Raw genomic sequence first — 23,628 nt, 5'->3', positions numbered from 1 at the left:
CCGGACGCGCGCGCGAATTCTGCCTGACTGACCGAACCCTGCGCGGCGGCAGGCTTGCTGCACGATGCAGGTTGAGTTTGACCAGGTCCGCCACCTGATAGACCGTTCGCCAACCACAGTGTTTGTCAAAGCGGCTTTCCGTCACGATCCAGCAGCTCGATCCGGTAGGAGCAGCCATAAAGGGTCTTGCCCGGGTGACTGGTAACGTTGGAGATGGAACGGGCAATCACTGTGTGGGTCCCGAACTCGTCTGCCTCGTTGGCTGGTTCGGTCACGTCAACGAGGATGCGTTGACCGAGGAATTTGCGGAACGGCGTCTCCGCTTCGACTTCGTTGCGGGTGGCAACACCAGCGGTTTGCGCTGCCCTGGCGATTTCCGCGACGGCGGCATCGCTCTCCAGTGCGTTGACGATACCTTCCTCTTTGGCGATCTCGGCGGGATCAGCCAGATCCAATATTGCCATGACGCCGCTGGAGCTGAACGCGATCCGGCGTGTCGACCACGTGCCGGTAACCAGCACTGGCTGCGGCAACTCATATTGGGCGAGGAACGGATTGGGGCTCTCGATCTTTCGCCAGCCGAAGCGCTCAGCAAGCTTCTCTTCGCCGCTCAGGGCCCAGGCGAAGGCATTGTAGCTCGGGGCGTCGAGATGGCAGTTGATGGCATCTGCAATATCGACTTCGGCCGGATCGAAGTCAGCGCCGTCCAAAGCGTGCGCAGGCGATGCTGCGAGTAATAACAGAATTAAGGCTTGGCGCAGCATACTTGCCCGATATCCAATCGCGACACCCCTAACAAGCACTGGCGCTCATCCGTCCTTTTGCGCAATGACGGGACGATGACAGTATTTGCGCGTTTTGGTTTTCCTGTCCTCGCCATAATCGCGGGCAGTGCGGTGGCAACGGTTGCCATGGCGGCGGAGCTCCCGCCCACGCTGGAAAGTGGCATCTTTGGCGACGATCGGTTGATCCTTGCCGCTGACCGGGAAACCGGAACTCTGTCCGGGTACTTGCACGACGGCGATTGCCGGGTGTTCTTCAGCGGACCGTTAAAGCCGGTCACCCAGTATCAGCGTCCCGAACTGGGCGAGAGCTATGAGCTCATGTCCTGGGATCCGCAGCGCCCTGCCGCCACCTTCACCACCACGCTTTATTCGCGGGCGCGCGGCGGCTTCAACGATCAGATCACGCTGGAGGTCGGACCCGACGATGCAAATCGCCCGGCCGCTTGCCGCTGGCGGATCAGCTTCGACCGGGCCGGCCACGTCGCCAATAGCCTCGTCGGGGCGGCGGTCGTTGCCCGGTCCCGCCCGCAGCTGTTCGAGCTGGAAGAGGCCAAAGAGGGTCTTCGCCTCAAGCCGAAAGGCCGCGCCGCGCTATCCCGCGATGCTGGCGTATGGGTTACCAGGACCTATGGCGCGGCCTGGTCGCTGCCGGGCATGGTCCGGATCACCTGGTACGATCCGCCCGGCACCCCGCGCGGCGGCTATGTGCGCGAGCGCGACCTTTATCCCGTGCGCGCAGCAGGAAACCCCGAAAGCAAAGCCTTGCCCTGCACGATGCTCAAGGATGGCACTTTCGAATCGCTGGGCGACTGCGCCACCCCGAACCCCGATGGCAGTTATGCCGTCGGGCCAGACGCGCTGCGGCAGCTGCGCTTTGACCGGCATGGGCTTGCCACCTTTGCCATCCGCACAGCAGGCTATGCCTATGTCCGGCGCGATGGTTATGCACTGCTGGTGCCGACCTTCGACAACGCGCCAGACGTGTTTGAGGATGGTCTGGTGCGGGTACGGCTTGGCGACAAGTTCGGCTATGCCGATCGCCGCCTGAAGCTGGTCATTCCGGCAATCTACGATGGGGCCTATCCGTTCACCGGGAAGCGGGCATGGGCCTGCATTGGCTGTACGCCGGTCTCCGACGGCGAACACAGCTGGTATCGCGGCGGGCAGACCGTCTGCCTCGACCCGCGCGGCCACAATCGACCGGAGGCGGAGTGTGGGACTGCGGGCTGGGTGCCCCCTCAATTGCGCGAGTAACGCCCGCGCCCCATGTTTTCCGGGATGAGATCGCTGCCCTGCACGTGAAGCCGCATGACCTCGAAGGGCGGTGCGACCAGTTGCTGCGTATCGACGGCCACCGTCTGCACACCCTCGGCCAGCGGCTTGATCGGCAGCGATGCCGAGCGGCCGGAACCGTCCGGCCAGGCAAGGACAAGTTGCTGGACCGCCGCGCCGCTCCTCGGGGAAACGAAGGCCCAGCCACCCCGGCTGGTTTCGGCGGCTTCACGGTAACCGTCGCTGAACACAAAGGTCACGCTGACACGCGACAAGCGCATTTCACGGGCCGGATCGCCGACCACCACCCCCACGCCGCGCCGCCATTGCGACGGCGGGATAGGCGCATCGGCGGCGGCATCGACGGGCGCGGCCTGACATTCTGTCGGCATCACCGGGGCGCCAATGTCCGGCAGGGGCGCGGCGGCGGTGCGGTAGGCCTGCTCCATTTCGTAATGCGCTTCGTACCAGGCCACCATGGCGGCTTCGGCGGCCGTGCGGTCTGCCTCGCTTGCGCCCGCAGCCGCGCCTTTCGCGGTTGCCCGGCTGGCTTCGTCCCGGGCAGTTTCCGCGATGCGCTTCGCCTCTGCCGCCCGCGCCTGCTCGGCAGGGCCGGGAGCGGGGCGATCTTCGGGCAGGATTAGTGGCGGAGAAGCCGCCGCGCCAATGGTCCAGGGGCAGCGTTCGGCAATCGCTTCGGCCTCGCGTGCGCGCTGCGCATTACGCAGACCGCGCTCGGCCGCTTCGTCCCAAGGGAATGCCTGATCGACGCGCAGCAGCGGCGCATCCCCGGCGGGCAGATCGGCTGCAAGGGTCACCGTCTGGCCGGTGCGACCCCAGCGCCCCTTGGCCACCTGATCGACCGCGCCGTAGCTGATATACCACTCGAACCGGCCATCCGCCTTGAGCAGCAGTTCCGAGCCGGTCTCCATCACGCCTGAAAGATAATAATGACCCGCCAGCGCTGCGTCAGGCTTGCCCATATCGGCCGGCGGTCCCGGCTGCACGCAGCGCATGCGGCGCCCTTCGCTCTCCAGCTGCTGCTCCATGTCATCAGCAATCGGACCGACGTTCATGTCACCGTCTGCTGACGGTACCCGCCGGGCCTGATCGAGATAAGCCCTGCCCTTTGCCAGCGCGGCACATGGATCACGTGTACCAGCAGCATGGGACGCACGGGCAATGTCGCGCTGCAGATCCGCCCGGACCACAAGGCCCAACCCGTCCTGCCCGGCAGGGTCCTCGGCCAGCAGGGCCGCAGCTTGGTTATAAAATTCGAGCGCACCGGCATGATCGCCGACCGCTTTGGCTTCTGTCGCTTTTTCCAGCAGTTCCATGGCGGTTTGCGCTTGCTGTTGCGGCGCCTGCGCGGGAAGCTGGACACCGGCCAGCAGTACTGAACCAGCGAGGATCAAGGTGAGGCGGCGCGGCATGGTCATTCTGGGTCTTTCTCGCGCGTGGTAGGGAGCACGACATGATCCCCGTCCGCACTCCGCCCATCCTCGCAGCTTGCGGGGAGTGTTTCGTCGATGTTGTCCAGCACGCGCAGCTGAACATTGATGGGACCATCGCTGGCCGTATAGGCGGTATCCCCGTTCGGGTAAGTATAGCCCCGGAAGTAGCGCGGCGGGCTGGTGCAGGTGATCAGCGCATAGGGAGCGTTGAACAGGTCGTTGTCGTTATGGTCGGTCAGGTGAAACGTTTCGCCGAACGGACCGCTGCCAAAGCGTTCGCGCAAGTCGAAGGCGGCATCGGGCAGGCGCACCGGCAGTCGGAATACGGGCGTGCGGCCTTCTTCGTCCGTCCGGCCCTGAAACACCTTCTTCTGGTCGGTCACGAAGGGCAGTTCATAGTCCGTCGCCCGGCTGGCTGACAGGGCATAGTCGGTATGGGCGGCGGGCTTCCCCGTGCGCGGTTGCAGCAGGACGAAGCGATAGGCATATGCACCGCTGCCGATCACTTCACCTCCGGCCGGGGCGGCAGCGCCGGCGGCGAGAGCGTCCCAGCGGTCGGCATCCGGGGTGCTCGCTTCGCTGGCTTCAGCCGCAGCAACCGCAGCTTCCGGCCCCGCTTCTGCCCAGGCATCGGCCTTCTCAAAGCTCTCGTCGATGGCGTCGAGCAGATGGCAGGTCTTGCCCAGCCGCACATTGTCAATCGCCGCCACGTCGAGAATGTGCGCCTCCCCGTCAGCCCGATAGCTGGCAATGACATGGGCTTGCACCTTGCCGGTCTTGCCGCGCAGCTCGGCCAGCGGATCACCTGCGCCTGCGGCCGGCAGCAGCCGATAGCGCGTGCGCACGATATTGCAGCGCTCCAGCACCAGGTTCTCGCCATCGGCAATGACCATGCCGATGAAGATGTCCAGCGGGGCTGCGTCTGCCTCTTGCGCCCGGACCGCAGCTGGCAGCAGCAGGCCGATCGCGCAGAGCCTGATCAAGAGGCGCAGGCATCGATTGCAGGACGAAGCGGCTTTACTTAGAGCAGCAGTATGGATGGTCATACGTTCCGAAAAGTCCTGCATTTTTTTGTGCGCTATCAGCCCCTCGCGCTGGTTGCCAGCCTCGTTCTGCTAACCGCCCCGCTGCGCGCCGCCAGCGATGACCGCCAGGTCTATGCCGGAACGGTCGGAGCCGCCCAGGTCGTCGTGGAACTGGAAGGCAGCGGCGAATATGTGACGGGACGCTATTTCTATCGCAAGTATCGGCTCGATATCGGCCTCGGCGGTCGCTGGACGGGCGACAGGCTCTTGCTGGAGGCGCGCAGCAGCGGTGATCGACTGAACCTGCACCGCGCCGGGGCCGAACTGGCCGGATCGCTGACGACCAAGGCCGGGCGCACGCTGCCGGTGCGGCTGTCGCCAGTGGCCGCGCCAGCCCCGTTGGCGGCGGGTCTGCCTGCGGACATGGCGGATCTTTCCCCCTATGAGCGCCACCAGCTGGCAGGCCTGTCGCTGGTTCCGGGCAGCATCCGTCAGGATGGACCGCGCACCCTGCGCGACTGGCGCGAGCCCGTCAGCGGGATCACGCTGTTCCGCATCGAAAGCGGCTATCCCGCGCCGGTTCTGGCCCGGATCAATGCCGCACTAGAACGCCAGCAGTGGGAGCGCGTGTCGCAATGGTTCGGCTGCGAAGGGTTTGGCGGCCAATCGGGCATGGACGTTTCCGAGGCAAGAGCGCCGTACCTCAGCGACGATTTCGTGAGCTATGCCTGGTTTGCCAGCTGGAGCTGCGCCGGCACGGCCCACCCCGATTTCGGCACGCAAGGCGTGACCTTCGACACCCGGACCGGCCGCGAACTCCAGCTGGAAGATCTGCTCTATTTCGGTAATCCGCCAGCACCCCAACCCGGCACCCCGGCGTTCTTCGACTATCGCGGTGACATCTTCGCGCCGCGCATCGTCTCCTTGCTGGGCCAGCTTTACCCGAACGAGATGCAGCCTGCCGATGGTGAGGCGGCAGAGGATCAATGCGACTATGCGGATACGTCCGTGTGGGATTTCCCCAGCTGGTACCTGACCGGACAAGGCCTCTATCTCGGCGCCTATTTCGCTCGAGCGCAGCGGCCGTGCGACGAGCCGGACTGGTCGGTCATCCCCTGGCAGCACCTGACCTGGCACAAGGGCGATGACACAGTGCCTCACCGTTCTGCAGTGCCGACCTCCACCTTGCACTTTGGACAGCGGGAGTTCACCCGCGATGACATAGCGAGCGTCGCCCTGGACTTCGACCACCGCAATTTCCCGGTTCTCGATATCGCCTTGCGGCCCGAGGTGGCACAGCACCTTGAAGCCGAATCAATCCGCCTGCTGAATACCGATGTCGCCATCACGGTGGGCGACAAGTCCATCAGTTCCGCCCGGCTTGTCGAGCCAATCACAGAGGGACGCATCCGGATCAGCGGCAGGTTCAGTCTGACCGAAGTGCAAGACATGGCCCGCCAGATCATCTGCACCATGCATCTGGGCGCTGAGCAATATGACTCCTTCGCTCTCTCCGACAGACCAGTCTGCGAGCCGACCGCAACACCCGAAGCACAAGGCGCAATGCCATGACCATCCCGCGCATCCCTCTCCTCTTCATGCTGGTGGCTCTGCTCGGCCTGACGCCAGCCGCCGCGCAGCAGGTCCGCACCCCACCGCCCGGCACGAGCGAGCGCACGCAGATCCTGGATGCGCTGCGACCGTCACCGGGTTCCAAAATCCGGTTCATCGTCCACCAGCTGAAAGTGATCAAAGGCAAGACGGCGACTTATGCCTATGTGGTGATCGAGCCGTCTAAGCAGGAATACGACGGCGGCGAGTACCTGCTGAAGCAAGACGGCGGATGGCGGGTGATCTGGTCAGTCACTGGCGGCGGCACCGATGATTGCCGCACGGCAGCCAGCTATTACCAATCGGCCCTGCGCCTATTTCAGGCCGAAGGGATCGATCCCGATGCGATCAACCCCGAGCTTCACGAGGAATATCTGCGTCTTGCCACCTTTGCGGCGGAAGATCCGGACTGCGCCGCACTGGGCGATCTGGGGCCGGACCTGCCCGTCAGCGCCGAGAAGACGGATGATCGGGACGGTCTGCAACCGGCCAACGGGGCGCGCTCACGCATTGCCCCGCACCCGCGGTTTCGCTCGCCCGTCACGCAGGCGGACCTTGATGGCGATGGCAAGCCAGACGCAATCTCGGTCGTTCATATCCTGCCCGCCAGCGCGGGGCGCGAGCTGGCCCCCGACATCATCGTCGCCAACCCGTGGGACAGCGACGCCGCGGCGCAGGGACTGACCGACGATAATCAGACGATGGCGCTGGTTGTCGAAAACTCCCGGACCGGCACCCGCCATCTCCTCCACAGCCCCTATGTGGAAATTTCCGCCAGAGTGGGCGCCGGTCACCCGGTTGCAGTAGAGCGCGCGAACACCAAGCTGGCGCGGGAATTCCGCAAGGATTGCCCGGACTTGCGCCACGACTTCCTGCGGATGGCGACCGAGGCGGGCATCGACATTGCCCTGTTCTGGAACGCGGGAGCTAACAGCTATGATGTGTGCTGGCCGAACGAAATCCCGTGAATAATTACGTGACAACATTCATGCGGGGAATCGAAAGGCGATAAACCGACGGAACCTGCCCGCGATCCTGCTGGTCCTGATCGCCGCCTGATCACTCTGTCGTCCGGCCATCAAAATGCTCATGGTCCACGGCCGCATCGGCGCAGGTCTTGTGGATAGTCCCGTCCAGATGTTCCGGCGGGCCATAGATGGTATAGAGTCGCAGCGGCTCCTTGCCGGTGCTGATCACATTATGGCGCGCGCCCTGGGGCACAATGATTCCGTCGTCTGCCTTGACCTTGTTGCAGACGCCATCAATCCAGATCTCGCCTTCACCCCCCTCGATGCGGAAGAACTGGTCCCGGTCGTCGTGGACTTCCTCTCCGATTTCCTCGCCAGGCTGGATCGCCATAAGAACGAGCTGGAGGTTGTGTCCGGTATAAAGCACGCGGCGGAAATCGTCGTTTTCTTCCGTCAGCTTTTCGATGTTGTCGACGAAACCCTTCATTCAGCCTGCTCCTGTCGTGGCACCCACCGTTTATACTATCGTGATGCGCAAATGGTTGTCACCCGATTTGGGCTGACCATCCGTAACACCGAGCGACGGGCCGTCCTCACCCGAACTGTTGGGGCCACACACGGAAGGGGGCTTCCGGTGCGGCCCCTGTCCGCCAGCATGGGGGTGCCGGCAGAAGCGGGATCAATCGGCAATCTCGATCCGGTAACTGTCGTGGCAGGCAACGCAGGTATTGAGCGCCTGACCAAGCGCAGCATTCGCAGCGCTGCGATCCCCTTTGGCTGCGGCAAGGTTCAATGCATCGAATTGCTGGCGCATGCTGCTGCTCATCTGGCGAAAGCCGGGCGGCTGCCGCTCACGCAAGCCCTCGGGCGGTCGTTTCCCGCGTCCGGTCCCTTGCGCCTGCGCTGCGGCGCTGACCGCCCCCCAGTCGTCGACCGCCATCGCGGAGTGAATGTCGCGGATCGAAGCCAGGAGGCCGCGCATCTCGGTCAGGACGTGATCGGCCTGGGCCGGATTGAGCGAAACGGCCTCGCGCTGGTCGGGCGGCGCGAGCTGCGCCGGGGCGGAAGCACTGGCACTGCCTTGCGTCCGCAGCAGCAGGGCCAGCAGAATGAAGACCGCCAGCAGCAGGGCAACAGTCAGGCGGCCAGCCGTCCGGGTCATGCTAGTTCCCCCGTGCCTGACCGACCGGCCATGACACGAGAATGGCCCCGCGCATGTCGCCAGGCTTGAACCCGGTGGCCTTGTCGGCCGGATAGAGTTCGGCCAGCTTGGCCTGCACATCAGGGGCGATCGCCGTACCGTGGCAGGCAGCGCATGGCTGCTCCTTCATCGGAATCGCGCGCATGTAATGGGTCCTGGCGTCAGAACCGGAACCGCTGCTCCATTGCGTGACCGCCGGCTTGCCATCGGCGGACAAAGGCGCGGCGGCCAGTTGCTCCAGCCGCTCACGCAATTCGCCATCCGGAGCCGCGCCCGGATTACGCTCCTTGAGCGCGATCCGGCGCACCTCTGCCCCGCTTTCCTGGGACAGACTGGCGGCAATGGCCGGCGCTGCCTGCTGGCAGACGCCGATGGCACCCACCGGACCGCCGGCCTTTATCGCCGCCTGCAATTGCCCCTGAAGGTCAGCCTGGAAGCGGTCGGCCAGCGCAGCCGACTTGGCCGAAACATCCACCGGCTGCGGCGCCGGGGCCGCGCATCCGGCCAGCCCCAGGACAACGCCCGTCAGGATGCGGCGCATCACAGGTTGGGGTCCTCATCCAGCGGCGACTGGAATTCGTGCCACATCCCGTTGATGATGCCGAAGGCGAGCGCCAGGCCAAGCCCCAGGATCCATGCGAAATACCACATCGTTTTCGCTCCTTAGTAGAAGTCGGGGTTGGTGCGCACGTCGCGCAAGCTGATCCGGCCGAACAGGACCTTCATCACCCAGGCGGTATAGGTCAGCACCAGCGGCAGAAAGATCACCGTGACGATCAGCATTATCCACAGCGTCAAGTGGCTGGACGAGGCATTCCATGCCGTCAGGCTCGATTGCGGATTGATGGAACTTGGCAGGATGAACGGGAACATCGACAGGCCGACCGTGGCGATGATGCCCACGGTCGCCAGCGACGACCCTGCCAGGTTCAGCACATGGCTACGGCGGCGGATCCCCAGCAGTGCGACCAGCGGTCCGACCAGCCCCAGCACCGGCGCAATCACCATCCAGGGATAGCGGCCATAGTTGTCCAGCCAGGCACCGGGCGCGGCGACCGTCTTGATGAACAGCGGGTTGGAGGGACCATTCGGATCGACTGCGCCTTCCAGCCGGAAGCCCATGGCGCCATTGGCAACCCACAGGCCGCCGGCCGCAAACAGGATGACGCTGGCGATGGCCGCCACGCTGCCGATCCGGCGCGCGCGGTCCAGAACCGGGCCTTGCTCGATCTTGACCGAGAGGAAACCCGCCCCGTGCATCACCACCATCGCGACGGAGAGCAGCCCGGTCATCAGCGCAAATGGCGAAAACAGGCCGAGCAGCGAGCCTTCGTAGAAGCTGCGCAGGTCGCTATCCAACCGAAACGGCGCGCCTTGCAGCACGTTGCCCACAGCCACGCCGAATACCAGCGCGGGCACGAAGCCGCCGATGAACAGCGCCCAGTCCCAGCGATTGCGCCAGCCGGCATCGGCATGCTTGGAGCGGTACTTGAACGCCACCGGGCGCAGGATCAGCGCGCTCAGCACCAGGAACATGGCGAGGTAGAAGCCGGAGAAGCTGACCGCATAGACGAACGGCCAGGCCGCGAAGATTGCCCCGCCGCCCAAGATGAACCACACTTGGTGGCCTTCCCAGTGCGGCGCGATGGCGTTGATCGCCATGCGGCGTTCCTCATCCGTCTTGCCGATGAACGGCATCAGCGCGGCGACGCCCAGGTCATAGCCATCGGTCAAGGCAAAACCGATCAGCAGCGTGCCCATCAGGCCCCACCAGATGACCCGGAGCGTTTCGTAGTCGAGAGGGATTTCCATTTCGTGTTCCTCCCTTATTCTGCCGGCAGCGGGGCATAGCCCGCCGACCCGCGCGACATTTCGGGTTCATGGTGCTCCACCGGTCCCTTGCGGATCGTGGCGATCATCAGCCGCACCTCGATCACGGCGAGCGTGCCGTACAGCAGGGTAAAACCGATGATCGTGGTCCAGATCTGGCCAACCGTCAGCGACGATGCGGCAAGGAACGTTGGCAGCACGCCTTCCACCGCCCAGGGCTGCCGCCCGATTTCGGCCAGCATCCAGCCGAACTCGATCGCGATCCACGGCAGCGGGATGATGGCGACCGCGATCTTCAGGAACCATGGCTTGCTGAACTTGCACGCCGAAGCACAGTAGAAAGCGAGTGCGAAGAAGCCGATGAAGAAGAAGCCCAGCCCCGCCATGATCCGGAACAACCAGAACATCACCGGCACGTTGGGGATGGTATCCTTCGCCGCCAGCAGGATCTGCTGATCACTGGCGCTGCGCGGATCGGCCACGTGACGCTTCAGCAGCATGGCATAGCCAAGATCGGCCTTGTGCCGTTCGAACTGCTCGCGCGCGGCCATGTCCGTGCGGTGGACCTTCAGCTTCTCAACCGCGTCGTAGGCGACGATGCCGCTGCGAATGCGTTCGTCCGCCTTCAGCACCAGCTCGTTGATGCCCATGACCTCGCCGGTCAGGCTGCGGGTGGAAATCAGGCCCAGGACATAGGGGGCCTTCACTTCAAAGCGCGTCTCCTGCGCCTCCATGTCGGGGATGCCGAAGATGGAGAGGCCAGCGGGGGCCTCTTCGGTGTGCCACATGGCCTCGATCGCGGCGAGCTTCATGCGCTGGTTGTCGGTCAGCGCGTAGCCGGATTCGTCACCCAGCACGACGACCGAGAGCGAGGAGGCCAGGCCAAAGGCAGAGGCGACCATCATCGAGCGGCGGGCCACGTTGGTCCACTTGCCCTTGAGCAGATAGTAGGCCGACACGCCCATGACGAAGACCGACGCCGCAACATAGCCAGCGCTGACGGTGTGGACGAACTTGGCCTGCGCGACCGGGTTGAACAGGACCGAATAGAAATCGGTCACTTCCATGCGCATGGTTTCAGGATTGAAGCGCGCGCCAACCGGGTTCTGCATCCAGCCGTTGGCAATCAGGATCCACAGCGCCGAGAGGTTGGAGCCGAGCGCCACGAGGAAGGTCACGGCGAGGTGTGCGACCTTTGAAAGCTTGTCCCAGCCGAAGAACATCAGGCCGACGAACGTCGCTTCGAGGAAGAAGGCCATCAGCCCTTCGATCGCCAGCGGCGCGCCAAAGATGTCGCCGACATAGTGCGAGTAATAGGCCCAGTTGGTGCCGAACTCGAACTCCATGGTGATCCCGGTCGCAACGCCGAGCACGAAGTTGATGCCGAACAGCTTGCCCCAGAAGCGCGTGATGACCCGCCAGATCTCCCGGCCGGTCATCACATAAATGCTCTCCATGATGACCAGCAGGAACGACAGGCCAAGCGTCAGGGGAACAAACAGAAAGTGATACATCGCGGTCAGCGCAAACTGGAGCCGACTTAGCTCGACAACAGCCATATCCATATGCACGCTCCTTTACCGGCCCAGATTAGCCGGATGGGACTCGACTCAGCGCATCCACTCAATTATTGAATTTGCGAATATGCTAATATGAAACTGTCGTCAATCGCGACCTGAAAGCTCCCATGCCGCCGCAACAGTCCCAATTCGCCGCGAGAAGAACGCCTCGTCCGGCCAGCCAGGTCGCAGTACTGTGGTGGCTGGGCGACACCGTGGGCGCCGTGCTGTTTGCCGGGTGCCTAGCCGCGTTCATCGCATCGTGGACAGCCGGGGGACTTCCGACTCAAGGCTGGTGCCTGCTGGCCGGGATCGGGATCAGCGGTATGCTTCGCGCTGGCGCGCAGGCGCTGGCGGGGCTGGCGGGCCAAAAGGCTGCCACCCATGCAAAGTCTGCCTTGCGGGTCCGCGTGATGACCGCGCTGCTGCCCAGCGGGCAGATGCGCGGCCGCCTGATCGGCGAGGATCTGCGCGTGGCGATCGACGACGTGGAAGCGCATGAGGGGCTGATCGCCCGCTTTCAGCCGCTTCGTCGCGCCGCGATGCTGTCACCACTGATCATCGCCGCGGCCGTCGCTATCGCCAGCTGGTTTTCCGCCCTGATCCTGCTGGCAACGCTGATCCCTTTCGGAGCGGGCATGGCGTTGGCGGGACTGGCCGGCAAGGCCGAGGCGGATCGGCAGTTTCTGGCCCTCTCGCGTTTGTCTGGCCTGTTCGTCGATCGCGTGGCCGCGCTTCCGGTGATCCTGGCCTTCGGGGCGGAGGATCGCGTGACACGCCAGATCGGCGGGGCAGCCCGCGAAGTGGCGGGGCGCACGATGCAGGTCTTGCGGATCGCGTTCGTATCCAGCGCCATGCTGGAATTCTTCGCCGCCCTCTCCGTCGCACTGGTGGCGGTCTATTGCGGCTTCTCGCTGCTGGGGCTGCTGCCGTTCCCGGCTCCGGAAGACCTGAGCCTTGGCGAGGCCTTCTTCGCCCTCGCGTTGGCTCCGGAATTCTATCTCGGCATGCGGCGGCTCGCGGCGGCCTACCACGACAAGCAGCAAGGCCAGGCTGCCGAACGCAGCGTGGCCAACGCGCTGGACCAGGCCCGCTTACTGGCGGTGCAAGCCAGAGCCGTCCCGCGCAATCGCGTCTGCCAGCTCCGCGCCGAAGGTCTGACGATCCGCTATGCTGATGACAACTGTATTGGTCCGGTGAGCGCGTGCTGGCAGGGCCCCGGCCTGCACGTGGTGGCCGGACCGACCGGCGCCGGAAAATCCTCGCTGCTCCATGCCCTGATCGCCCTGGCGCCGGTATCGGCGGGCCGGATCATCCTTGATGACACGCCAGTCGCCGCGAGCGCGTTGCCGGCCCTGACAGGCTGGGCCGGGCAGCGCCCCCTGCTGCTGCCCGGCACATTGGCGGACAACCTTCGGCTTGGCGGCAACTACCTTGGACCGCAGGAACTCGCCCGGCTAACCGATGCGAGCGGCCTGACTGCCCTGATTGCCGCGCGGGGCGAAGACCTGACGATCGATCCGCGGGGGTCCGGCCTGTCCGGCGGCGAACGGCGGCGGATCGGGCTGGTGCGCGCAATTGCCAGCGGGCGGCCACTGCTGCTGCTTGACGAGCCGACCGCCGATCTTGATCCCGAAACCGCAGCCAAGGTGATTGCCTTGCTGCAAGACACCGCCCGCACCCGTCTGGTGATCGCTGCCACGCACGATCCGGCGCTGATCGCCTGCGCAAAAAGCCGCATGGTGATGCCATGATCGAGCGCCTCCTACGCGATGCAACCCGGCGGCAACGCCGCAGCACGGCCATTGCCATCGGCCTGGCCATGGTCGCGGCGCTGGCGGGCGTGGCGTTGCTGGCGCTGTCTGGCTGGTTCCTGACCGGCGCCGCCCTTGCCGGCGCGGGCGGCGTGGCCAGTGTGCGCGCCTTCAACTACCTGCTGCCAAGCGCCGGGATCCGGGGGCTTGCGATCACCCGCACGCTCAGCCGCTATGGCGAGCGCCTGTTCGGCCACCGGGCCGCGCTGTTTGCCCTGGCGGATTTGCGCCCTGCCCTGTTTGCCCGGCTGGCGGCAAGCGATCCGTCACTTTCTCTGGCCCGGTCAAGCGGCGACATGGCGGCCCGCCTTGGCTCCGATGTCGATGCGCTGGAGGACAGCGTGGTGCGCAAGGTCACGGTTCCAGGCGCCTTGGCAGGGGCAGTAGCGGGCCTGATCGCGGCGAGTCTGGCGGGCTGGCCGGCAGCGCTGACGCTGCTTGCGGGGCTTGCGACCATGCGGCTATCCTCGCGGATGCTGACACCGCGCCTGCTGGCGCACCCCCGACAAGAGCATGCCGCAGCGCTCAATCGTCTCAAGGCCGACTATGCGAGCTATGCTGCCTGTTCCGGCGAGATCGCGGTCTATGGGCTGGGCACGCAGGTCATCGTCGCACTCGAACCGCACACTCGTGCGCTCGACACGGCGCGCGGCGCGCTGGCCCGGGGCGAAGTAATGCTCCAGGGGGCGCAATTGGTGCTGGCAGCCTTGACCGTGGCGGGCGTGCTGGCGCTGGCCGATGGCGGCGCGGCGCTGGTGGCCCTGGCGGCCCTTGCCGCAGCGGCCACGACGGAAAACTGGTCGACGCTGGCCCGGACGGACATGGAACGCCTGCGGGTGCACGATGCCATCACCCGTCTGGAAAGCATCGCCATGTTGCCCGCCCGCCAGACCGATGCGGCTTTGCCCTTCGTCGGCGGGGCATTGCTGTCACCATCGATGGTCAGTTCCATGCCGTGCCCCCGGGCGGACGCCTGTTGATCGCCGGGCCTTCAGGCTCAGGCAAGTCGCGCCTGCTGGGCACGCTTATCGGCTTGCGCAGCGATGCGCCGGAAGGTTTGGCCGTGGACGGACAGGATGTTCGCGCTCTGGGGCTGGCGGGTTTACGTCCACTGTTTGCCTATGCCCCGCAGGATGCAGGGATGATTGCCGGCACCGTTGCGGATAATCTGCGTCTGGCCCGTCCGGGCATTACCGAGCCAGAAATGTGGGCCGCACTGGAAACCGCTTGCCTCGCTGAAACCGTCCGCAGCCTTCCTCAGGGCCTCGGCGAGTGGCTCGGTGACAATGGCGCGCGCCTGTCGGGCGGGCAGCGCAAGCGGCTCGCGCTGGCCCGTGCGCTGCTGGCAGCCAAACCCTGGTTGGTCCTCGATGAACCGAGTGAAGGGCTGGACCCGGAAACGGAACTTGCGCTGTGCCAGCGCCTGTCGGCATGGCTGGACAAGACCGGAACCGGGCTGGTGCTGGTCAGCCACCGCAGCGGCCTGCACCTGCTCGCTCGTCAGGTGGTCACGCTGGTTCCTATCAGCGCGTGACGCGGCTGACTTGCGCAAACATGGCCGCGCCAAGCCGCACATCGGGACGGGGCGGTTCAGCAGGACGCGTGCTCTCCGAGGCACCGCGGGTTCCGTCCTCCGGAACCAGGGCATCGAGAACGGCCCGGGCCACTTTCATCTGGTCGGCATCAATCGTGTAGAACACCTGCTTGGCCTCGCGCCGCGAGGAAACCAGCGCCGCCTTGCGCAGGATTGCCAGCTGCTGACTGAGCACGGACAGGCCCAACCCCGTGCGCTCGGCAATGTCGCCCACCGCGCGCTCGCCTCCGGTCAACTCCTTGAGGACGGCAAGGCGCATCGGGTGGCCGAGCACCCGCAGCAGTTCGGCCTGCTCCTCGGTGCTGGACAAAGCCTGAACTGCCATCATGGCTGGTGGTCCGTAACCGGACGATAGAACCATTCCGTGGCCTTTTCGGCGGCGAGCGCCTCATGCTTGCTAAAGCCCGGTTGCGCCAGCAGCGGATCGCCCGGCTGCCAACCCTCGGGGGTCAGGCATTGTCCGTCTGCCGTGCGTTGGAGCGCGGTCACGATCCGCAGTATCTCGTCAACCGACCGCCCGACGGCGAGCGGATACCAGTTCATCGCCCGTACAATGCCCTGCGGATCGATGAAATAGGCGGCCCGCACCGATGCTGCATTGTTGGCTTCTGCAGAGACCATACCGAAAGCGCGTGCGATCTCGAGGTTGGGATCTTCGACGATGGGAAAGGGCACGGTCACTCCCAGGTCATCATGTAACGCCCGGATCCAGGCGAGGTGGGAAAACAGGCTGTCGACCGAATGGCCAAGCAGGCTGCACCCCGAGGCCTCGAAGCGGTCGAAGGCGCGGGCAAAGGCCACGAATTCACTGGTGCAGACGGGGGTAAAGTCGCCGGGGTGCGAGAAGAACACCAGCCAGCGGCCACGATAGTCGGACAAGCGAACCATGCCTTCGGTCGAACGGGCGATAAAATCCGGCGCAGCTTCGCCAATGCGCACCGGCGCGTCACAAGCCTTGCCGTCACTATCGTCCATATGCCCCTCCTGACCGGCCCCGATTTGATCGTTTTAAATAAATGTTGCATTCATGGCAATGTTCCCGCCCTGGACTATCGCGGAAGCTTTCCTGCTAGACGCGGCAATCACAACGTCATTGATATCGGTCATGATCGGCAAGGCACCTTGAACCCGAACGACATCATCCAGATTGGCCCGCTGGCATTGGCGCTGGACCGCCTCGTGGCGGTTAGCCTGATGCTCACTTTCCTGACGGCACTAGACTGGATTGTGCGCCGGTATCGGGTGGCGGCCTGGCAGCCGGCAGGCCTGGCCTTGCTGGCGGGCCTCGTCGCCGCACGGGCTGGCCATGTCTGGCAATACCGCGAAAGCTATGCGCTTGAGCCGGTCGCGGCCCTGCAGGCATGGCTGGGCGGATGGAACTGGCATGCAGGCGTGGCGGCCGCCGGACTGGTGCTGATCGTGACCTTGCGCCGCCGTAAACCGGTACTGGCCGGGCTGGGTGTACTGGCCGGCCTGACGCTGGCCTGGGCCGGCTTCCTGGCTGCTGGAGAGAGCAAGTCGTCGCTCCGCCTGCCACAGACCCTGACGCTGGAACGGGTCGCTGCGGAAACCGCCCCTTTGCCGCCCTGGCGGATCGGGGACCTGCGGGGGCGGCCCATCGTGCTCAACCTCTGGGCCACCTGGTGCCCGCCATGCCGCCGCGAAATGCCGATGCTGACGCAGGCGGCTGCAACGGAGCGCCGGGCCGAAATCCTGCTGGTGAACCAGGGCGAAGCGTCCGCCCAAATCACGGCTTTCCTGCGCGCTCAAGGGCTAGATCCCGCCCATGTCGCCAGCGATCCGTCAGGGCTGCTGAACGAGATGACCGGCGCCGGAGCGCTGCCGACGACCCTGTTCATTGCCAGCGATGGCACGGTCCGCCAGGTCCACACGGGCGAGATTAACCGCGTTCAGCTCGACATTGCGATCCGGGCGCTGGAACGGCCGTAACCGTAGCCTCTTTACGCAAGAGCCGGGACATTGCAGCCTGGCGACCAGCACCGCGCCAAAACCTGCCCGATCGGCCTACTGCAGAGGCCGCATCTTGCTCCAGCTCGGGAGGCGATGCTGCCCCATGATCAGATCGAGCATCCGCCGCGAGGGCCCCGACCCCGACCATGTCGCCCCTGACTTCCCTGTCCATCTCTGGCGCCGCCACTTCCGTCCCCGCCGTTCTCACGTTCAAGGCAGCGTCGAAACGCCGGTAAGTGATTATCTCGCGATGCATCCTGCAGGTTCTGGAGGACATGCCGGACGGAGTCGTCAGCGATGGCGGGCAGCAGCCGATCGTAAAGGGCGATGTTCTCGACCTCAGCCTTGATGGCCATACTGCAAGCCTCGGCCAGCGTAGCCGGGGCCATGCCCTTGCCTTACCATTGATTGGCCGGGATCGCGAAGCCCAGGCGTATCATCTGCCGCTCAATCGCTGCGGAATGGCGTCGTTCGGCCTCGATAATGTTGATGAAGGGCCTGACCTTGCCAGATTTCTCGATGACGGCACCATAAGTCGCCTCAGCCTTGCGCTCGTCGTCCAGCGCTTCCAGCAAGACAGCTTCTAGATTGATGTTAGGCATGCTGTCACTCCTTGGAGATCTGAGTGAGCCGCGCGTTCATCGCTCATCACGGCCAATTTTGCGCTTTGGCCTGGGTCCATGCTGGGTCCAGAATTCCTGCATGACAAGATAGGTGAAAGACACCGACCAGCCAATCAGTCCAAAGCCCGTCAGGGATTCAAAACCAACCACGATGCGATAGGCGCCGTGGGGGAACAGGTCGCCAATGCCGAGCGTCGTGAAGCTCGTGACCGAGAAGTAGAAATAATCGACCGCGCTTCGGGAAAAGTGGCCGGCGATCTCGCCCAGTTGAGGAAAAGGCTGCATCAACCGGTACGTAACCGCAAAGATCACGATCTCGGCCAGGTGAGCGAGAAAAACTGCCGCGATCACCACCAGGACCTTGGGTCGCGGCGGGATGGTCAGCCGGGGAATGAGGAGCGAGGTGAGGCGCAGCGCCTCATAGTGGACGATGACGCACAATCCCACGGTCGCAAAGGCAATCAGCAGGGCCCAGAACAGGATCATGGCAGCAAAGGCCTTTCCTTACGGTGGAGATCAGGGCACCTGGACTTCGATCCGTCCCAACCCCGAACTTCCGGTAACCGTGTTGTGCCCGAACAGGACGAGCGTGTAGCGCCCGCTCGCCGGCAGCGGCAGCACCCGGCGAAACCGCCGGGTGCAGTCGCAAATGCCAGTCTCGCCTTGCGAAGCTGATGACCATCCTGCCAGAGGCTTGCCTCCACCTCGTAATCGGCTGAGTCCCAAAGGCCGCCAGGGATCAGCGGACAACCGCACATCGGCTCGACCTTCGCCGTAATCCGCAGGCCCTCCGGCTCAAGGCTGGCCATGGGCGTCACGGCAAGGCCGGGCAATTCGATGCTCCAGCCGTCGCCGGTTGTCATCGGCACTCCAGGCATCATCCAGCGCTGCGCAGTAACCTTGACGGCGGAACCTGGGCGGCCAAGCGCGCCCTTGACCTCCAGTTCGACCAAGGTTGGCCCGACGAGATCCAGCGTTGCGTGAAAGGCGGCTGCATCGTCCGTCGCGCGCAGCGGGCTGCGGCCAGTCGACTGCATGATCCGATCCGTATTGCCGGTGCTGCCTGCGGTTATGCCCTCGGCGAGAATGTGCCCGCTCTCCGCATCGCGCAGGATCACCTGCGCCCCGCCAGTACTGTCGCCAACAAACTTGGCGTCCTGACTGATGACGCGCACCGTAACCGGGGTGGGTTCGGCAATGGCAGGCGCGGCAAACAGCAGGACAGCCGGCAGGAACGCGCAGCCAAAGCGTATGGTAAAGCGGCGATTGTCAGGCATTGGCGCTGACCAGCCAGATGGCATACCCCATCATCACCCCTTCGCCCGGGCGATAGTATTTGGTGTAAAGCGATGTCAGCTCCGCGGCAGCTGCTTCCTGGACCTGCGGCGGGTAATCGAGCAGCGCCTGTCCAAAGGCGAGTGCGTGGCGCACGAAGGCCTGTGCCTGCTGCGGCGTGGCGCCAGGACCGCCGACGGGCAGCTCTCCCTTGGTCGCAACGATATTCACATTGCTGAAGCCTGCGGCGACCAGCGTTTCTTCCATGTAGTCCCGATCTTCAAAGGCAAACGGTCCCGGCGCGCGCGGCACGGGCGCAGGCATTTCGATATGACGGCGGGCGACGGCCATGCCTTCAAGCATCCAGGGATTCTGCTGCGGCGGCCCCCAGACGGCAAGATCGAGCCGTCCCCGGCCTTCAGCAGGCCTCGCAGGTTTGCGAAGGCTGGGACCGGCTCGGAAAAGAACATCGAGCCAAAGCGTGAACACAGCCGGTCGAACGGCATCTCCGGCAAGGCAACGGTCGCCGCATCGGCGCAAATGAAGCGCGCATTGGCAATTCCGGCAGCCGCCGCACGGCGCGCCGTCGCAGCGGCTAGGTCGGGTGAAATATCGATGCCGACGACTTCACCTTGCGGGGCGACGGCTTGAGCAATGGCAAGGCTGGTCGCCCCACCGCCGAAGCCGATGTCCACCACGCGTTCGCCGGGCTGGTAGGCAGCTTGGGCCAGCAGCGCCTCGCCCGCCGGCGCAATCGTACTTTCAAAGCCCGTGAGGTTGGCGAGCCAGCGCGCCCCCATTTCGCCGGCCCAGTCTTCATACTTGAGGGCATCGGCGTGATGGTGGGGGGCTTCGGTCATCGCGGGTCTCCTGTGGTGATCACCGCACCATAACCGCACTGCTAAAAAAGAAAAGTGACCAGTCGCTTTCTTTGTGGCAGAGTATGGTCATGAACCGTCCCTATCTCTCCGCCGACCTGCGCCGGGCCGAGACCGTGGCGACCGTGATCGAGTTGGCGGCAACCCATGATCCGACCGCGATGACCACCGGGCAAATCGCCTCGGCGATGGGCGTGTCACAGGGCGCGCTGTTCCGGCACTTTCCGGACAAGATGGCGATCTGGACCGCTGTGCTCGAATGGACCTGCGGCGAACTCAACCACCGCTTCGACGTCCTGCCGGACAGCCCGCCGCTCACCCGGCTCGAGGCGATGCTGGCCGCCCATGTCGATTTCGTCATCGAACAGCCGGGCGTGCCGCGCATCCTGTTTGGCGAACTGCAGCGCGCCGGCGATACCCCGACCAAGGCTATCGCCCGCCAGCTGATGGCTGGATACCGGGCGCGCGTGGCGCGCGAACTTCAATCTGCCCGCGAGGCAGGTGCTATCGCGGACACCACTGATGTTGAAGCCGCGACTGTGCTGTTCCTCGCCATGGTGCAAGGCATGGTCATGCAGGGTCTCGCGGTCGATGATTTTACGGCCATGCCGGTCCTTGCCCGGCGCTTGTTCGGCTTGTTCCAACAGAGCCTGGGAGCCTCGCCATGCGCATAGCCTTGCCGCAAAGCCGCCGCGCCCTGTTGTTGGTGGTCGTGCTTGCCGCACTGGTGCTCCTGCTTGGCTTCGTCGCCTTGCGCTCCGGTCCGCTGGCTCCGGTCAAGGTAACGGTCGTTCAGGTGGAGGAGCGCGCGATCACGCCAGCCTTGTTCGGGATCGGCACCGTGGAAGCGCGCTATATCCACCGGATCGGGCCGACCGCGCCGGGACGCGTCGCCAGCCTGGCGGTTGATGTGGGCGAGCGGGTCGAAGCCGGGCAGGTGCTGGCCGTGATCGACCCGATCGATCTTGACCAGCGCATCGCCGCCGCATCGGGCAGCGCCGGTCGCTCTGCCGCGCTGGAGCAGGCGGCGGCCTCGCAAGTGGCCGATGCCAGCGCGCGCCTTGCCCTGGCGCGCAGCGAAGCAGCGCGCGGGGAAGAACTGTTCCGGGGCGGCTGGCTGACCCGCGCAGCACTGGACCAGCGACGCCAGGCCCTGGCAGCCGCCGAGGCGGCACTTGCCGCCGCGCAGGCCAACCGTTCGGCAGCTGTACAGGACCGAGGCCGTACCGGGGCGGAACGTGCAGCCCTGCAAGAGCAGAAGGCCAACTTGCGCCTGATTGCCCCAAGGGCCGGACTGGTTGTCCGCCGCCTGGCCGAACCGGGCACAACCGTGGTGGCCGGGCAAGCCGTCGTGGAAATCGTCGATCCGGCTGAGCTCTGGATCAACGCGCGGTTCGACCAGACCCGCGCGGGTGGCATCGCGGCAGGCCTTCCGGCACGCATCGTCTTGCGCTCGCGGAGCGACACCCCGTTGCGCGGCGCCATCCTGCGGGTGGAGCCGGTGGCTGATGCCGTGACGGAGGAAGTGCTGGCCAAGGTCAGTTTCGATGCGGGTGCTGCGCTTCCGCCCATCGGGGAACTCGCCGAAGTGACGGTGGGCCTGCCCGCACGGGAGCGCACGCTGGCCCTGCCCAATGCCGCCATTCACCGCATCGGCAGCGCGGTGGGCGTCTGGGCCATGCGTGACGGCGATCTGGAATTCGTGTCCTTGAAGCTCGGCGCGGAAGATTCCGACGGCTGGGTCCAGGTGCTGGACGGCCTCGCGAGGGGCGATCAGGTCATCCTGCATAGCGCCCGGCCGCTCACGGCCTCCAGCCGCATCACCGTGGTCGACAAGCTGCCATGATCAGCCTTGCCGGCCGCGACATCCTGCATGGCTGGGGCAAGTTCGTGCTGACCGGCGTGGGGCTGGGCCTGCTGATCGGCGTCACCCTGTCGATGGCCGGGGTCTATCGCGGCATGATCGATGATGCCCAGGCCCTGCTCGACAACAGCGGGGCCGATCTGTGGGTGGTGCAGAAGGACACGCTCGGCCCCTATGCCGAACCATCCAGCCTGAACGAGGATACCGAACGCCCCATCCGGGCCATGGCCGGTGTGGACCGGGCAGCGGGCGTTACCTATCTGACCATGCAGATCGCGCACCGGGGCAAGGATGTGCGGGTCATGGTGGTGGGGCAGAAGTCACCCAGCCGGGCGAGCCTGGCCAGCCCCCGTACCTGATGGCCGGGCGCCGGATCGTTCAGGGTCATTACGAGGCCGTGGCCGATGTGAAGACCGGCTTTGCCATCGGCGATCAGGTGAAAGTGCGCCGCAACACCTATCGCATCGTCGGACTGACCAGCCGGATGGTGTCGTCCGGCGGCGATCCGATGCTGTTCCTGTCGCTCAAGGACGCGCAGGAAGCCCAGTTTGAAAAGGATGCCGATGCGATCGTCCGCCAGCGGGCGCGCAACGCATCCAGTCCGGCGCTGAACCCGCCGGGCAATCCGGCCGTGGCCGAAGCGGTCAACGCCGCGCAGGCCAGCAGCACCAACGTCAATGCCGTGTTGGTGACCGTTGCACCGCTCGCTGATGCAGATGCCGTCGCCGCCGCGATCCGGCGCTGGCAGCGCGTGACCGTCTATACCCGCGCGCAGATGGAAGAGATTCTGGTCGACAAGATGATCGCCAATTCGGCGCGGCAGATCGGGATGTTCCTCGTTATCCTCGCGATCGTCAGCGCGGCGATTGTCGCCTTCATCATTTACACCATGACCATCGGCAAGATCCGCGAAATCGCCGTGCTGAAACTGATCGGCACGCGCAACCGCACGATTGCCGGCATGATCCTGCAACAGGCGCTGGGTCTGGGCCTGATCGGCTTTGCCGTCGGCAAGATCGCCGCGACTTTCTGGGCGCCGTTCTTCCCCAAATACGTGCTGCTGCTGCCGGCCGATTCCCTGCGCGGGTTCTTTGCCGTCATGGCGATCTGCGCGCTGGCCAGCCTGCTGGCGATCCATGCCGCGCTGAAAGTCGATCCGGCGGAGGCCATCGGTGGCTGAAGGCATCCGCATCGACAACCTGGTCAAGACCTATGGCCAAGGCGACACCGCCGTCCACGCCCTGCGCGGCGTCAACATGTCGGTTGCCAAGGGTGAGGTCGTGGGCCTGATCGGCCCGTCCGGTTCCGGCAAGAGCACGCTGCTCAAGTGTCTGGGCGCAGTGATCGAGCCGACTTCGGGGCGCATGACCATCGGCGACAGGGTGATCTACGACGATGGCTGGAAAGTGGGCGATCTGCGCGCACTGCGCCGCGACCTGATCGGGTTCATCTTTCAGGCGCCCTATCTGATCCCGTTCCTTGACGTGACGGACAATGTCGCGCTGCTGCCGATGCTGGCTGGCAAGCCCAACGCCGTTGCCCGCAAGGAGGCGCGCGACCTGCTGGAGGCGCTGGACGTGGCGCACCGCGCGGCGGCCATGCCATCCCAGTTGTCGGGCGGCGAGCAGCAACGCGTCGCCATTGCCCGCGCACTGGTCAACCGGCCGCCGGTGATCCTGGCGGATGAGCCAACGGCGCCGCTCGACAGCGTCCGTGCGCTCGCCGTTGTCGACCTGCTCAATACCATGGCCCGGCAGTTCGAAACCGCGATCATTGTCGTGACGCATGACGAGAAGATCATCCCGACCTTCCGCCGCCTCTACAACATCCGCGATGGCGTGACGGTCGAGGAAGGTCCGGCAGGCAGCCATGGGCCTGATAGTGCGGACAAATCATAAAATGAT

Annotated in this window: 26 protein-coding genes and 1 pseudogene; 11 read left to right on the top strand and 16 right to left on the bottom strand. The window is 65.1% G+C overall.

The genetic code is table 11. The features are described from left to right. Positions 1–125 precede the first annotated feature (125 nt). Complete coding sequence (locus C7W88_RS04790) at positions 126–764, bottom strand: hypothetical protein (RefSeq protein ID WP_162895910.1); 639 nt, start codon at positions 762–764, stop codon at positions 126–128. Between the two features lie 147 nt (positions 765–911). Here C7W88_RS04790 and C7W88_RS04785 point away from each other — a divergent pair, with 147 nt between their 5' ends. Beyond that, positions 912–2,039 carry a WG repeat-containing protein gene (locus tag C7W88_RS04785; protein WP_162895909.1) on the top strand — a complete coding sequence of 376 codons (1,128 nt, stop codon included), beginning with the start codon at positions 912–914 and terminating at the stop codon, positions 2,037–2,039. Here the strand turns inward: C7W88_RS04785 and C7W88_RS04780 are convergent. Next, complete coding sequence (locus C7W88_RS04780) at positions 2,024–3,496, bottom strand: hypothetical protein (RefSeq protein WP_205525321.1); 1,473 nt, start codon at positions 3,494–3,496, stop codon at positions 2,024–2,026. The genes C7W88_RS04785 and C7W88_RS04780 overlap by 16 nt on opposite strands. Beyond that, positions 3,493–4,494 carry a hypothetical protein gene (locus tag C7W88_RS04775; protein ID WP_118072692.1) on the bottom strand — a complete coding sequence of 334 codons (1,002 nt, stop codon included), beginning with the start codon at positions 4,492–4,494 and terminating at the stop codon, positions 3,493–3,495. The genes C7W88_RS04780 and C7W88_RS04775 overlap by 4 nt, the downstream gene beginning before the upstream one ends. A gap of 90 nt (positions 4,495–4,584) precedes the next feature. Here C7W88_RS04775 and C7W88_RS04770 point away from each other — a divergent pair, with 90 nt between their 5' ends. Together C7W88_RS04770 and C7W88_RS04765 are read left to right on the top strand one after the other, a co-directional pair. Then, positions 4,585–6,108 (top strand): hypothetical protein, encoded by a 1,524-nt coding sequence (locus C7W88_RS04770; RefSeq protein ID WP_162895907.1) that lies wholly within the window; start codon positions 4,585–4,587, stop codon positions 6,106–6,108. Beyond that, the gene (locus C7W88_RS04765) at positions 6,105–7,115 is read left to right on the top strand and encodes a hypothetical protein (RefSeq protein WP_118072690.1); all 1,011 of its coding nucleotides are present in this window, start codon (positions 6,105–6,107) and stop codon (positions 7,113–7,115) included. Before C7W88_RS04770 ends, C7W88_RS04765 begins: the two co-directional genes overlap by 4 nt. Positions 7,116–7,206: 91 nt before the next feature. Here C7W88_RS04765 and C7W88_RS04760 read toward each other — a convergent pair whose 3' ends face one another. The 6 genes from C7W88_RS04760 to C7W88_RS04735 form a co-directional block, all read right to left on the bottom strand. Then, entirely contained in the window at positions 7,207–7,602 is a 396-nt protein-coding gene (locus C7W88_RS04760; RefSeq protein ID WP_118072689.1) for a cupin domain-containing protein, read from the bottom strand. Positions 7,603–7,794: 192 nt separating this feature from the next. Continuing rightward, positions 7,795–8,277 (bottom strand): cytochrome c, encoded by a 483-nt coding sequence (locus C7W88_RS04755; protein ID WP_162895906.1) that lies wholly within the window; start codon positions 8,275–8,277, stop codon positions 7,795–7,797. 1 nt (position 8,278) lies between these two features. Continuing rightward, positions 8,279–8,857 (bottom strand): DUF3365 domain-containing protein, encoded by a 579-nt coding sequence (locus C7W88_RS04750; protein ID WP_118072687.1) that lies wholly within the window; start codon positions 8,855–8,857, stop codon positions 8,279–8,281. After that, entirely contained in the window at positions 8,857–8,967 is a 111-nt protein-coding gene (cydX, locus tag C7W88_RS04745) for a cytochrome bd-I oxidase subunit CydX (protein WP_101797211.1), read from the bottom strand. The genes C7W88_RS04750 and cydX overlap by 1 nt, the downstream gene beginning before the upstream one ends. A gap of 12 nt (positions 8,968–8,979) precedes the next feature. Beyond that, positions 8,980–10,128, bottom strand: coding sequence for a cytochrome d ubiquinol oxidase subunit II (cydB, locus tag C7W88_RS04740; RefSeq protein ID WP_118072686.1), 1,149 nt, complete (start codon positions 10,126–10,128; stop codon positions 8,980–8,982). A gap of 14 nt (positions 10,129–10,142) precedes the next feature. Continuing rightward, the gene (locus C7W88_RS04735; protein ID WP_118072685.1) at positions 10,143–11,711 is read right to left on the bottom strand and encodes a cytochrome ubiquinol oxidase subunit I; all 1,569 of its coding nucleotides are present in this window, start codon (positions 11,709–11,711) and stop codon (positions 10,143–10,145) included. Between the two features lie 122 nt (positions 11,712–11,833). On the opposite strand from C7W88_RS04735, the gene C7W88_RS04730 reads away from it, so the two are divergent. Genes C7W88_RS04730 through C7W88_RS23520 form a run of 3 tightly spaced genes read left to right on the top strand, consistent with a single transcriptional unit; the run spans position 11,834 to position 15,053 of the window. Continuing rightward, complete coding sequence (locus tag C7W88_RS04730; protein WP_118072684.1) at positions 11,834–13,459, top strand: ABC transporter ATP-binding protein/permease; 1,626 nt, start codon at positions 11,834–11,836, stop codon at positions 13,457–13,459. Beyond that, entirely contained in the window at positions 13,456–14,499 is a 1,044-nt protein-coding gene (locus C7W88_RS04725) for a hypothetical protein (RefSeq protein WP_240344832.1), read from the top strand. The genes C7W88_RS04730 and C7W88_RS04725 overlap by 4 nt, the downstream gene beginning before the upstream one ends. Then, positions 14,475–15,053 carry an ATP-binding cassette domain-containing protein gene (locus C7W88_RS23520; protein ID WP_240344831.1) on the top strand — a complete coding sequence of 193 codons (579 nt, stop codon included), beginning with the start codon at positions 14,475–14,477 and terminating at the stop codon, positions 15,051–15,053. The genes C7W88_RS04725 and C7W88_RS23520 overlap by 25 nt, the downstream gene beginning before the upstream one ends. Here the strand turns inward: C7W88_RS23520 and C7W88_RS04720 are convergent. After that, positions 15,043–15,441, bottom strand: coding sequence for a helix-turn-helix transcriptional regulator (locus C7W88_RS04720; RefSeq protein ID WP_162895905.1), 399 nt, complete (start codon positions 15,439–15,441; stop codon positions 15,043–15,045). The two genes, C7W88_RS23520 and C7W88_RS04720, sit on opposite strands and share 11 nt — an antisense overlap. Further along, positions 15,438–16,088: a peroxiredoxin gene (locus tag C7W88_RS04715; RefSeq protein ID WP_118072682.1), complete on the bottom strand. Its 651-nt coding sequence runs from the start codon at positions 16,086–16,088 to the stop codon at positions 15,438–15,440. The genes C7W88_RS04720 and C7W88_RS04715 overlap by 4 nt, the downstream gene beginning before the upstream one ends. Here C7W88_RS04715 and C7W88_RS04710 point away from each other — a divergent pair, their 5' ends adjacent. Further along, positions 16,089–17,063 carry a TlpA disulfide reductase family protein gene (locus C7W88_RS04710; RefSeq protein ID WP_162895904.1) on the top strand — a complete coding sequence of 325 codons (975 nt, stop codon included), beginning with the start codon at positions 16,089–16,091 and terminating at the stop codon, positions 17,061–17,063. A 419-nt stretch (positions 17,064–17,482) separates the two neighbouring features. On the opposite strand, the gene C7W88_RS23515 is transcribed toward C7W88_RS04710, so the two are convergent. From C7W88_RS23515 to C7W88_RS04690, 5 genes are read right to left on the bottom strand one after another with little or no spacing between them, the layout of a single operon-like run. Further along, the gene (locus C7W88_RS23515; protein WP_240344830.1) at positions 17,483–17,686 is read right to left on the bottom strand and encodes a hypothetical protein; all 204 of its coding nucleotides are present in this window, start codon (positions 17,684–17,686) and stop codon (positions 17,483–17,485) included. 36 nt (positions 17,687–17,722) lie between these two features. Then, positions 17,723–18,193 carry a potassium channel family protein gene (locus C7W88_RS04700; protein WP_118072680.1) on the bottom strand — a complete coding sequence of 157 codons (471 nt, stop codon included), beginning with the start codon at positions 18,191–18,193 and terminating at the stop codon, positions 17,723–17,725. Continuing rightward, positions 18,190–18,984: a hypothetical protein gene (locus C7W88_RS04695; protein WP_118072679.1), complete on the bottom strand. Its 795-nt coding sequence runs from the start codon at positions 18,982–18,984 to the stop codon at positions 18,190–18,192. The genes C7W88_RS04700 and C7W88_RS04695 overlap by 4 nt, the downstream gene beginning before the upstream one ends. Continuing rightward, the gene (locus tag C7W88_RS23510; RefSeq protein WP_240344829.1) at positions 18,977–19,249 is read right to left on the bottom strand and encodes a hypothetical protein; all 273 of its coding nucleotides are present in this window, start codon (positions 19,247–19,249) and stop codon (positions 18,977–18,979) included. Before C7W88_RS23510 ends, C7W88_RS04695 begins: the two co-directional genes overlap by 8 nt. Then, entirely contained in the window at positions 19,210–19,842 is a 633-nt protein-coding gene (locus C7W88_RS04690) for a class I SAM-dependent methyltransferase (protein ID WP_240344828.1), read from the bottom strand. The genes C7W88_RS23510 and C7W88_RS04690 overlap by 40 nt, the downstream gene beginning before the upstream one ends. A gap of 89 nt (positions 19,843–19,931) precedes the next feature. Here C7W88_RS04690 and C7W88_RS04685 point away from each other — a divergent pair, with 89 nt between their 5' ends. The 4 genes and pseudogenes from C7W88_RS04685 to C7W88_RS04670 all read left to right on the top strand — a co-directional run bounded on the left by C7W88_RS04685 (position 19,932) and on the right by C7W88_RS04670 (position 23,622). Beyond that, complete coding sequence (locus C7W88_RS04685; protein ID WP_118074574.1) at positions 19,932–20,534, top strand: TetR/AcrR family transcriptional regulator; 603 nt, start codon at positions 19,932–19,934, stop codon at positions 20,532–20,534. After that, entirely contained in the window at positions 20,525–21,706 is a 1,182-nt protein-coding gene (locus C7W88_RS04680; RefSeq protein WP_118072678.1) for an efflux RND transporter periplasmic adaptor subunit, read from the top strand. The genes C7W88_RS04685 and C7W88_RS04680 overlap by 10 nt, the downstream gene beginning before the upstream one ends. Then, positions 21,703–22,904, top strand: a pseudogene (locus tag C7W88_RS04675) (ABC transporter permease). The gene C7W88_RS04680 and the pseudogene C7W88_RS04675 overlap by 4 nt, the downstream one beginning before the upstream one ends. Then, a complete protein-coding gene (locus C7W88_RS04670) occupies positions 22,897–23,622 on the top strand; it encodes an ABC transporter ATP-binding protein (RefSeq protein WP_118072677.1) in 726 nt (241 codons plus the stop codon). Before C7W88_RS04675 ends, C7W88_RS04670 begins: the two are co-directional and overlap by 8 nt. The last annotated feature ends 6 nt before the right edge of the window (positions 23,623–23,628 follow it).

This window comes from Novosphingobium sp. THN1, from assembly GCF_003454795.1.
Taxonomy (GTDB): domain Bacteria; phylum Pseudomonadota; class Alphaproteobacteria; order Sphingomonadales; family Sphingomonadaceae; genus Novosphingobium.
This window is presented reverse-complemented; position numbering and strand designations above follow the sequence as displayed.

Excerpts from the sequence above, each read along its gene's own strand:
- C7W88_RS04790 (WP_162895910.1), bottom strand. The coding sequence starts at position 764 with ATGCTGCGCCAAGCCTTAATTCTGTTATTACTCGCAGCATCGCCTGCG.
- C7W88_RS04785 (WP_162895909.1), top strand. The coding sequence starts at position 912 with ATGGCGGCGGAGCTCCCGCCCACGCTGGAAAGTGGCATCTTTGGCGAC.
- C7W88_RS04780 (WP_205525321.1), bottom strand. The coding sequence starts at position 3,496 with ATGACCATGCCGCGCCGCCTCACCTTGATCCTCGCTGGTTCAGTACTG.
- C7W88_RS04765 (WP_118072690.1), top strand. The coding sequence starts at position 6,105 with ATGACCATCCCGCGCATCCCTCTCCTCTTCATGCTGGTGGCTCTGCTC.
- C7W88_RS04760 (WP_118072689.1), bottom strand. The coding sequence starts at position 7,602 with ATGAAGGGTTTCGTCGACAACATCGAAAAGCTGACGGAAGAAAACGAC.
- C7W88_RS04755 (WP_162895906.1), bottom strand. The coding sequence starts at position 8,277 with ATGACCCGGACGGCTGGCCGCCTGACTGTTGCCCTGCTGCTGGCGGTC.
- C7W88_RS04750 (WP_118072687.1), bottom strand. The coding sequence starts at position 8,857 with ATGCGCCGCATCCTGACGGGCGTTGTCCTGGGGCTGGCCGGATGCGCG.
- cydX (WP_101797211.1), bottom strand. The coding sequence starts at position 8,967 with ATGTGGTATTTCGCATGGATCCTGGGGCTTGGCCTGGCGCTCGCCTTC.
- cydB (WP_118072686.1), bottom strand. The coding sequence starts at position 10,128 with ATGGAAATCCCTCTCGACTACGAAACGCTCCGGGTCATCTGGTGGGGC.
- C7W88_RS04735 (WP_118072685.1), bottom strand. The coding sequence starts at position 11,711 with ATGGATATGGCTGTTGTCGAGCTAAGTCGGCTCCAGTTTGCGCTGACC.
- C7W88_RS04730 (WP_118072684.1), top strand. The coding sequence starts at position 11,834 with ATGCCGCCGCAACAGTCCCAATTCGCCGCGAGAAGAACGCCTCGTCCG.
- C7W88_RS04725 (WP_240344832.1), top strand. The coding sequence starts at position 13,456 with ATGATCGAGCGCCTCCTACGCGATGCAACCCGGCGGCAACGCCGCAGC.
- C7W88_RS04720 (WP_162895905.1), bottom strand. The coding sequence starts at position 15,441 with ATGATGGCAGTTCAGGCTTTGTCCAGCACCGAGGAGCAGGCCGAACTG.
- C7W88_RS04715 (WP_118072682.1), bottom strand. The coding sequence starts at position 16,088 with ATGGACGATAGTGACGGCAAGGCTTGTGACGCGCCGGTGCGCATTGGC.
- C7W88_RS04710 (WP_162895904.1), top strand. The coding sequence starts at position 16,089 with ATGCCCCTCCTGACCGGCCCCGATTTGATCGTTTTAAATAAATGTTGC.
- C7W88_RS23515 (WP_240344830.1), bottom strand. The coding sequence starts at position 17,686 with ATGCCTAACATCAATCTAGAAGCTGTCTTGCTGGAAGCGCTGGACGAC.
- C7W88_RS04700 (WP_118072680.1), bottom strand. The coding sequence starts at position 18,193 with ATGATCCTGTTCTGGGCCCTGCTGATTGCCTTTGCGACCGTGGGATTG.
- C7W88_RS04695 (WP_118072679.1), bottom strand. The coding sequence starts at position 18,984 with ATGCCTGACAATCGCCGCTTTACCATACGCTTTGGCTGCGCGTTCCTG.
- C7W88_RS23510 (WP_240344829.1), bottom strand. The coding sequence starts at position 19,249 with ATGGAAGAAACGCTGGTCGCCGCAGGCTTCAGCAATGTGAATATCGTT.
- C7W88_RS04690 (WP_240344828.1), bottom strand. The coding sequence starts at position 19,842 with ATGACCGAAGCCCCCCACCATCACGCCGATGCCCTCAAGTATGAAGAC.
- C7W88_RS04685 (WP_118074574.1), top strand. The coding sequence starts at position 19,932 with ATGAACCGTCCCTATCTCTCCGCCGACCTGCGCCGGGCCGAGACCGTG.
- C7W88_RS04680 (WP_118072678.1), top strand. The coding sequence starts at position 20,525 with ATGCGCATAGCCTTGCCGCAAAGCCGCCGCGCCCTGTTGTTGGTGGTC.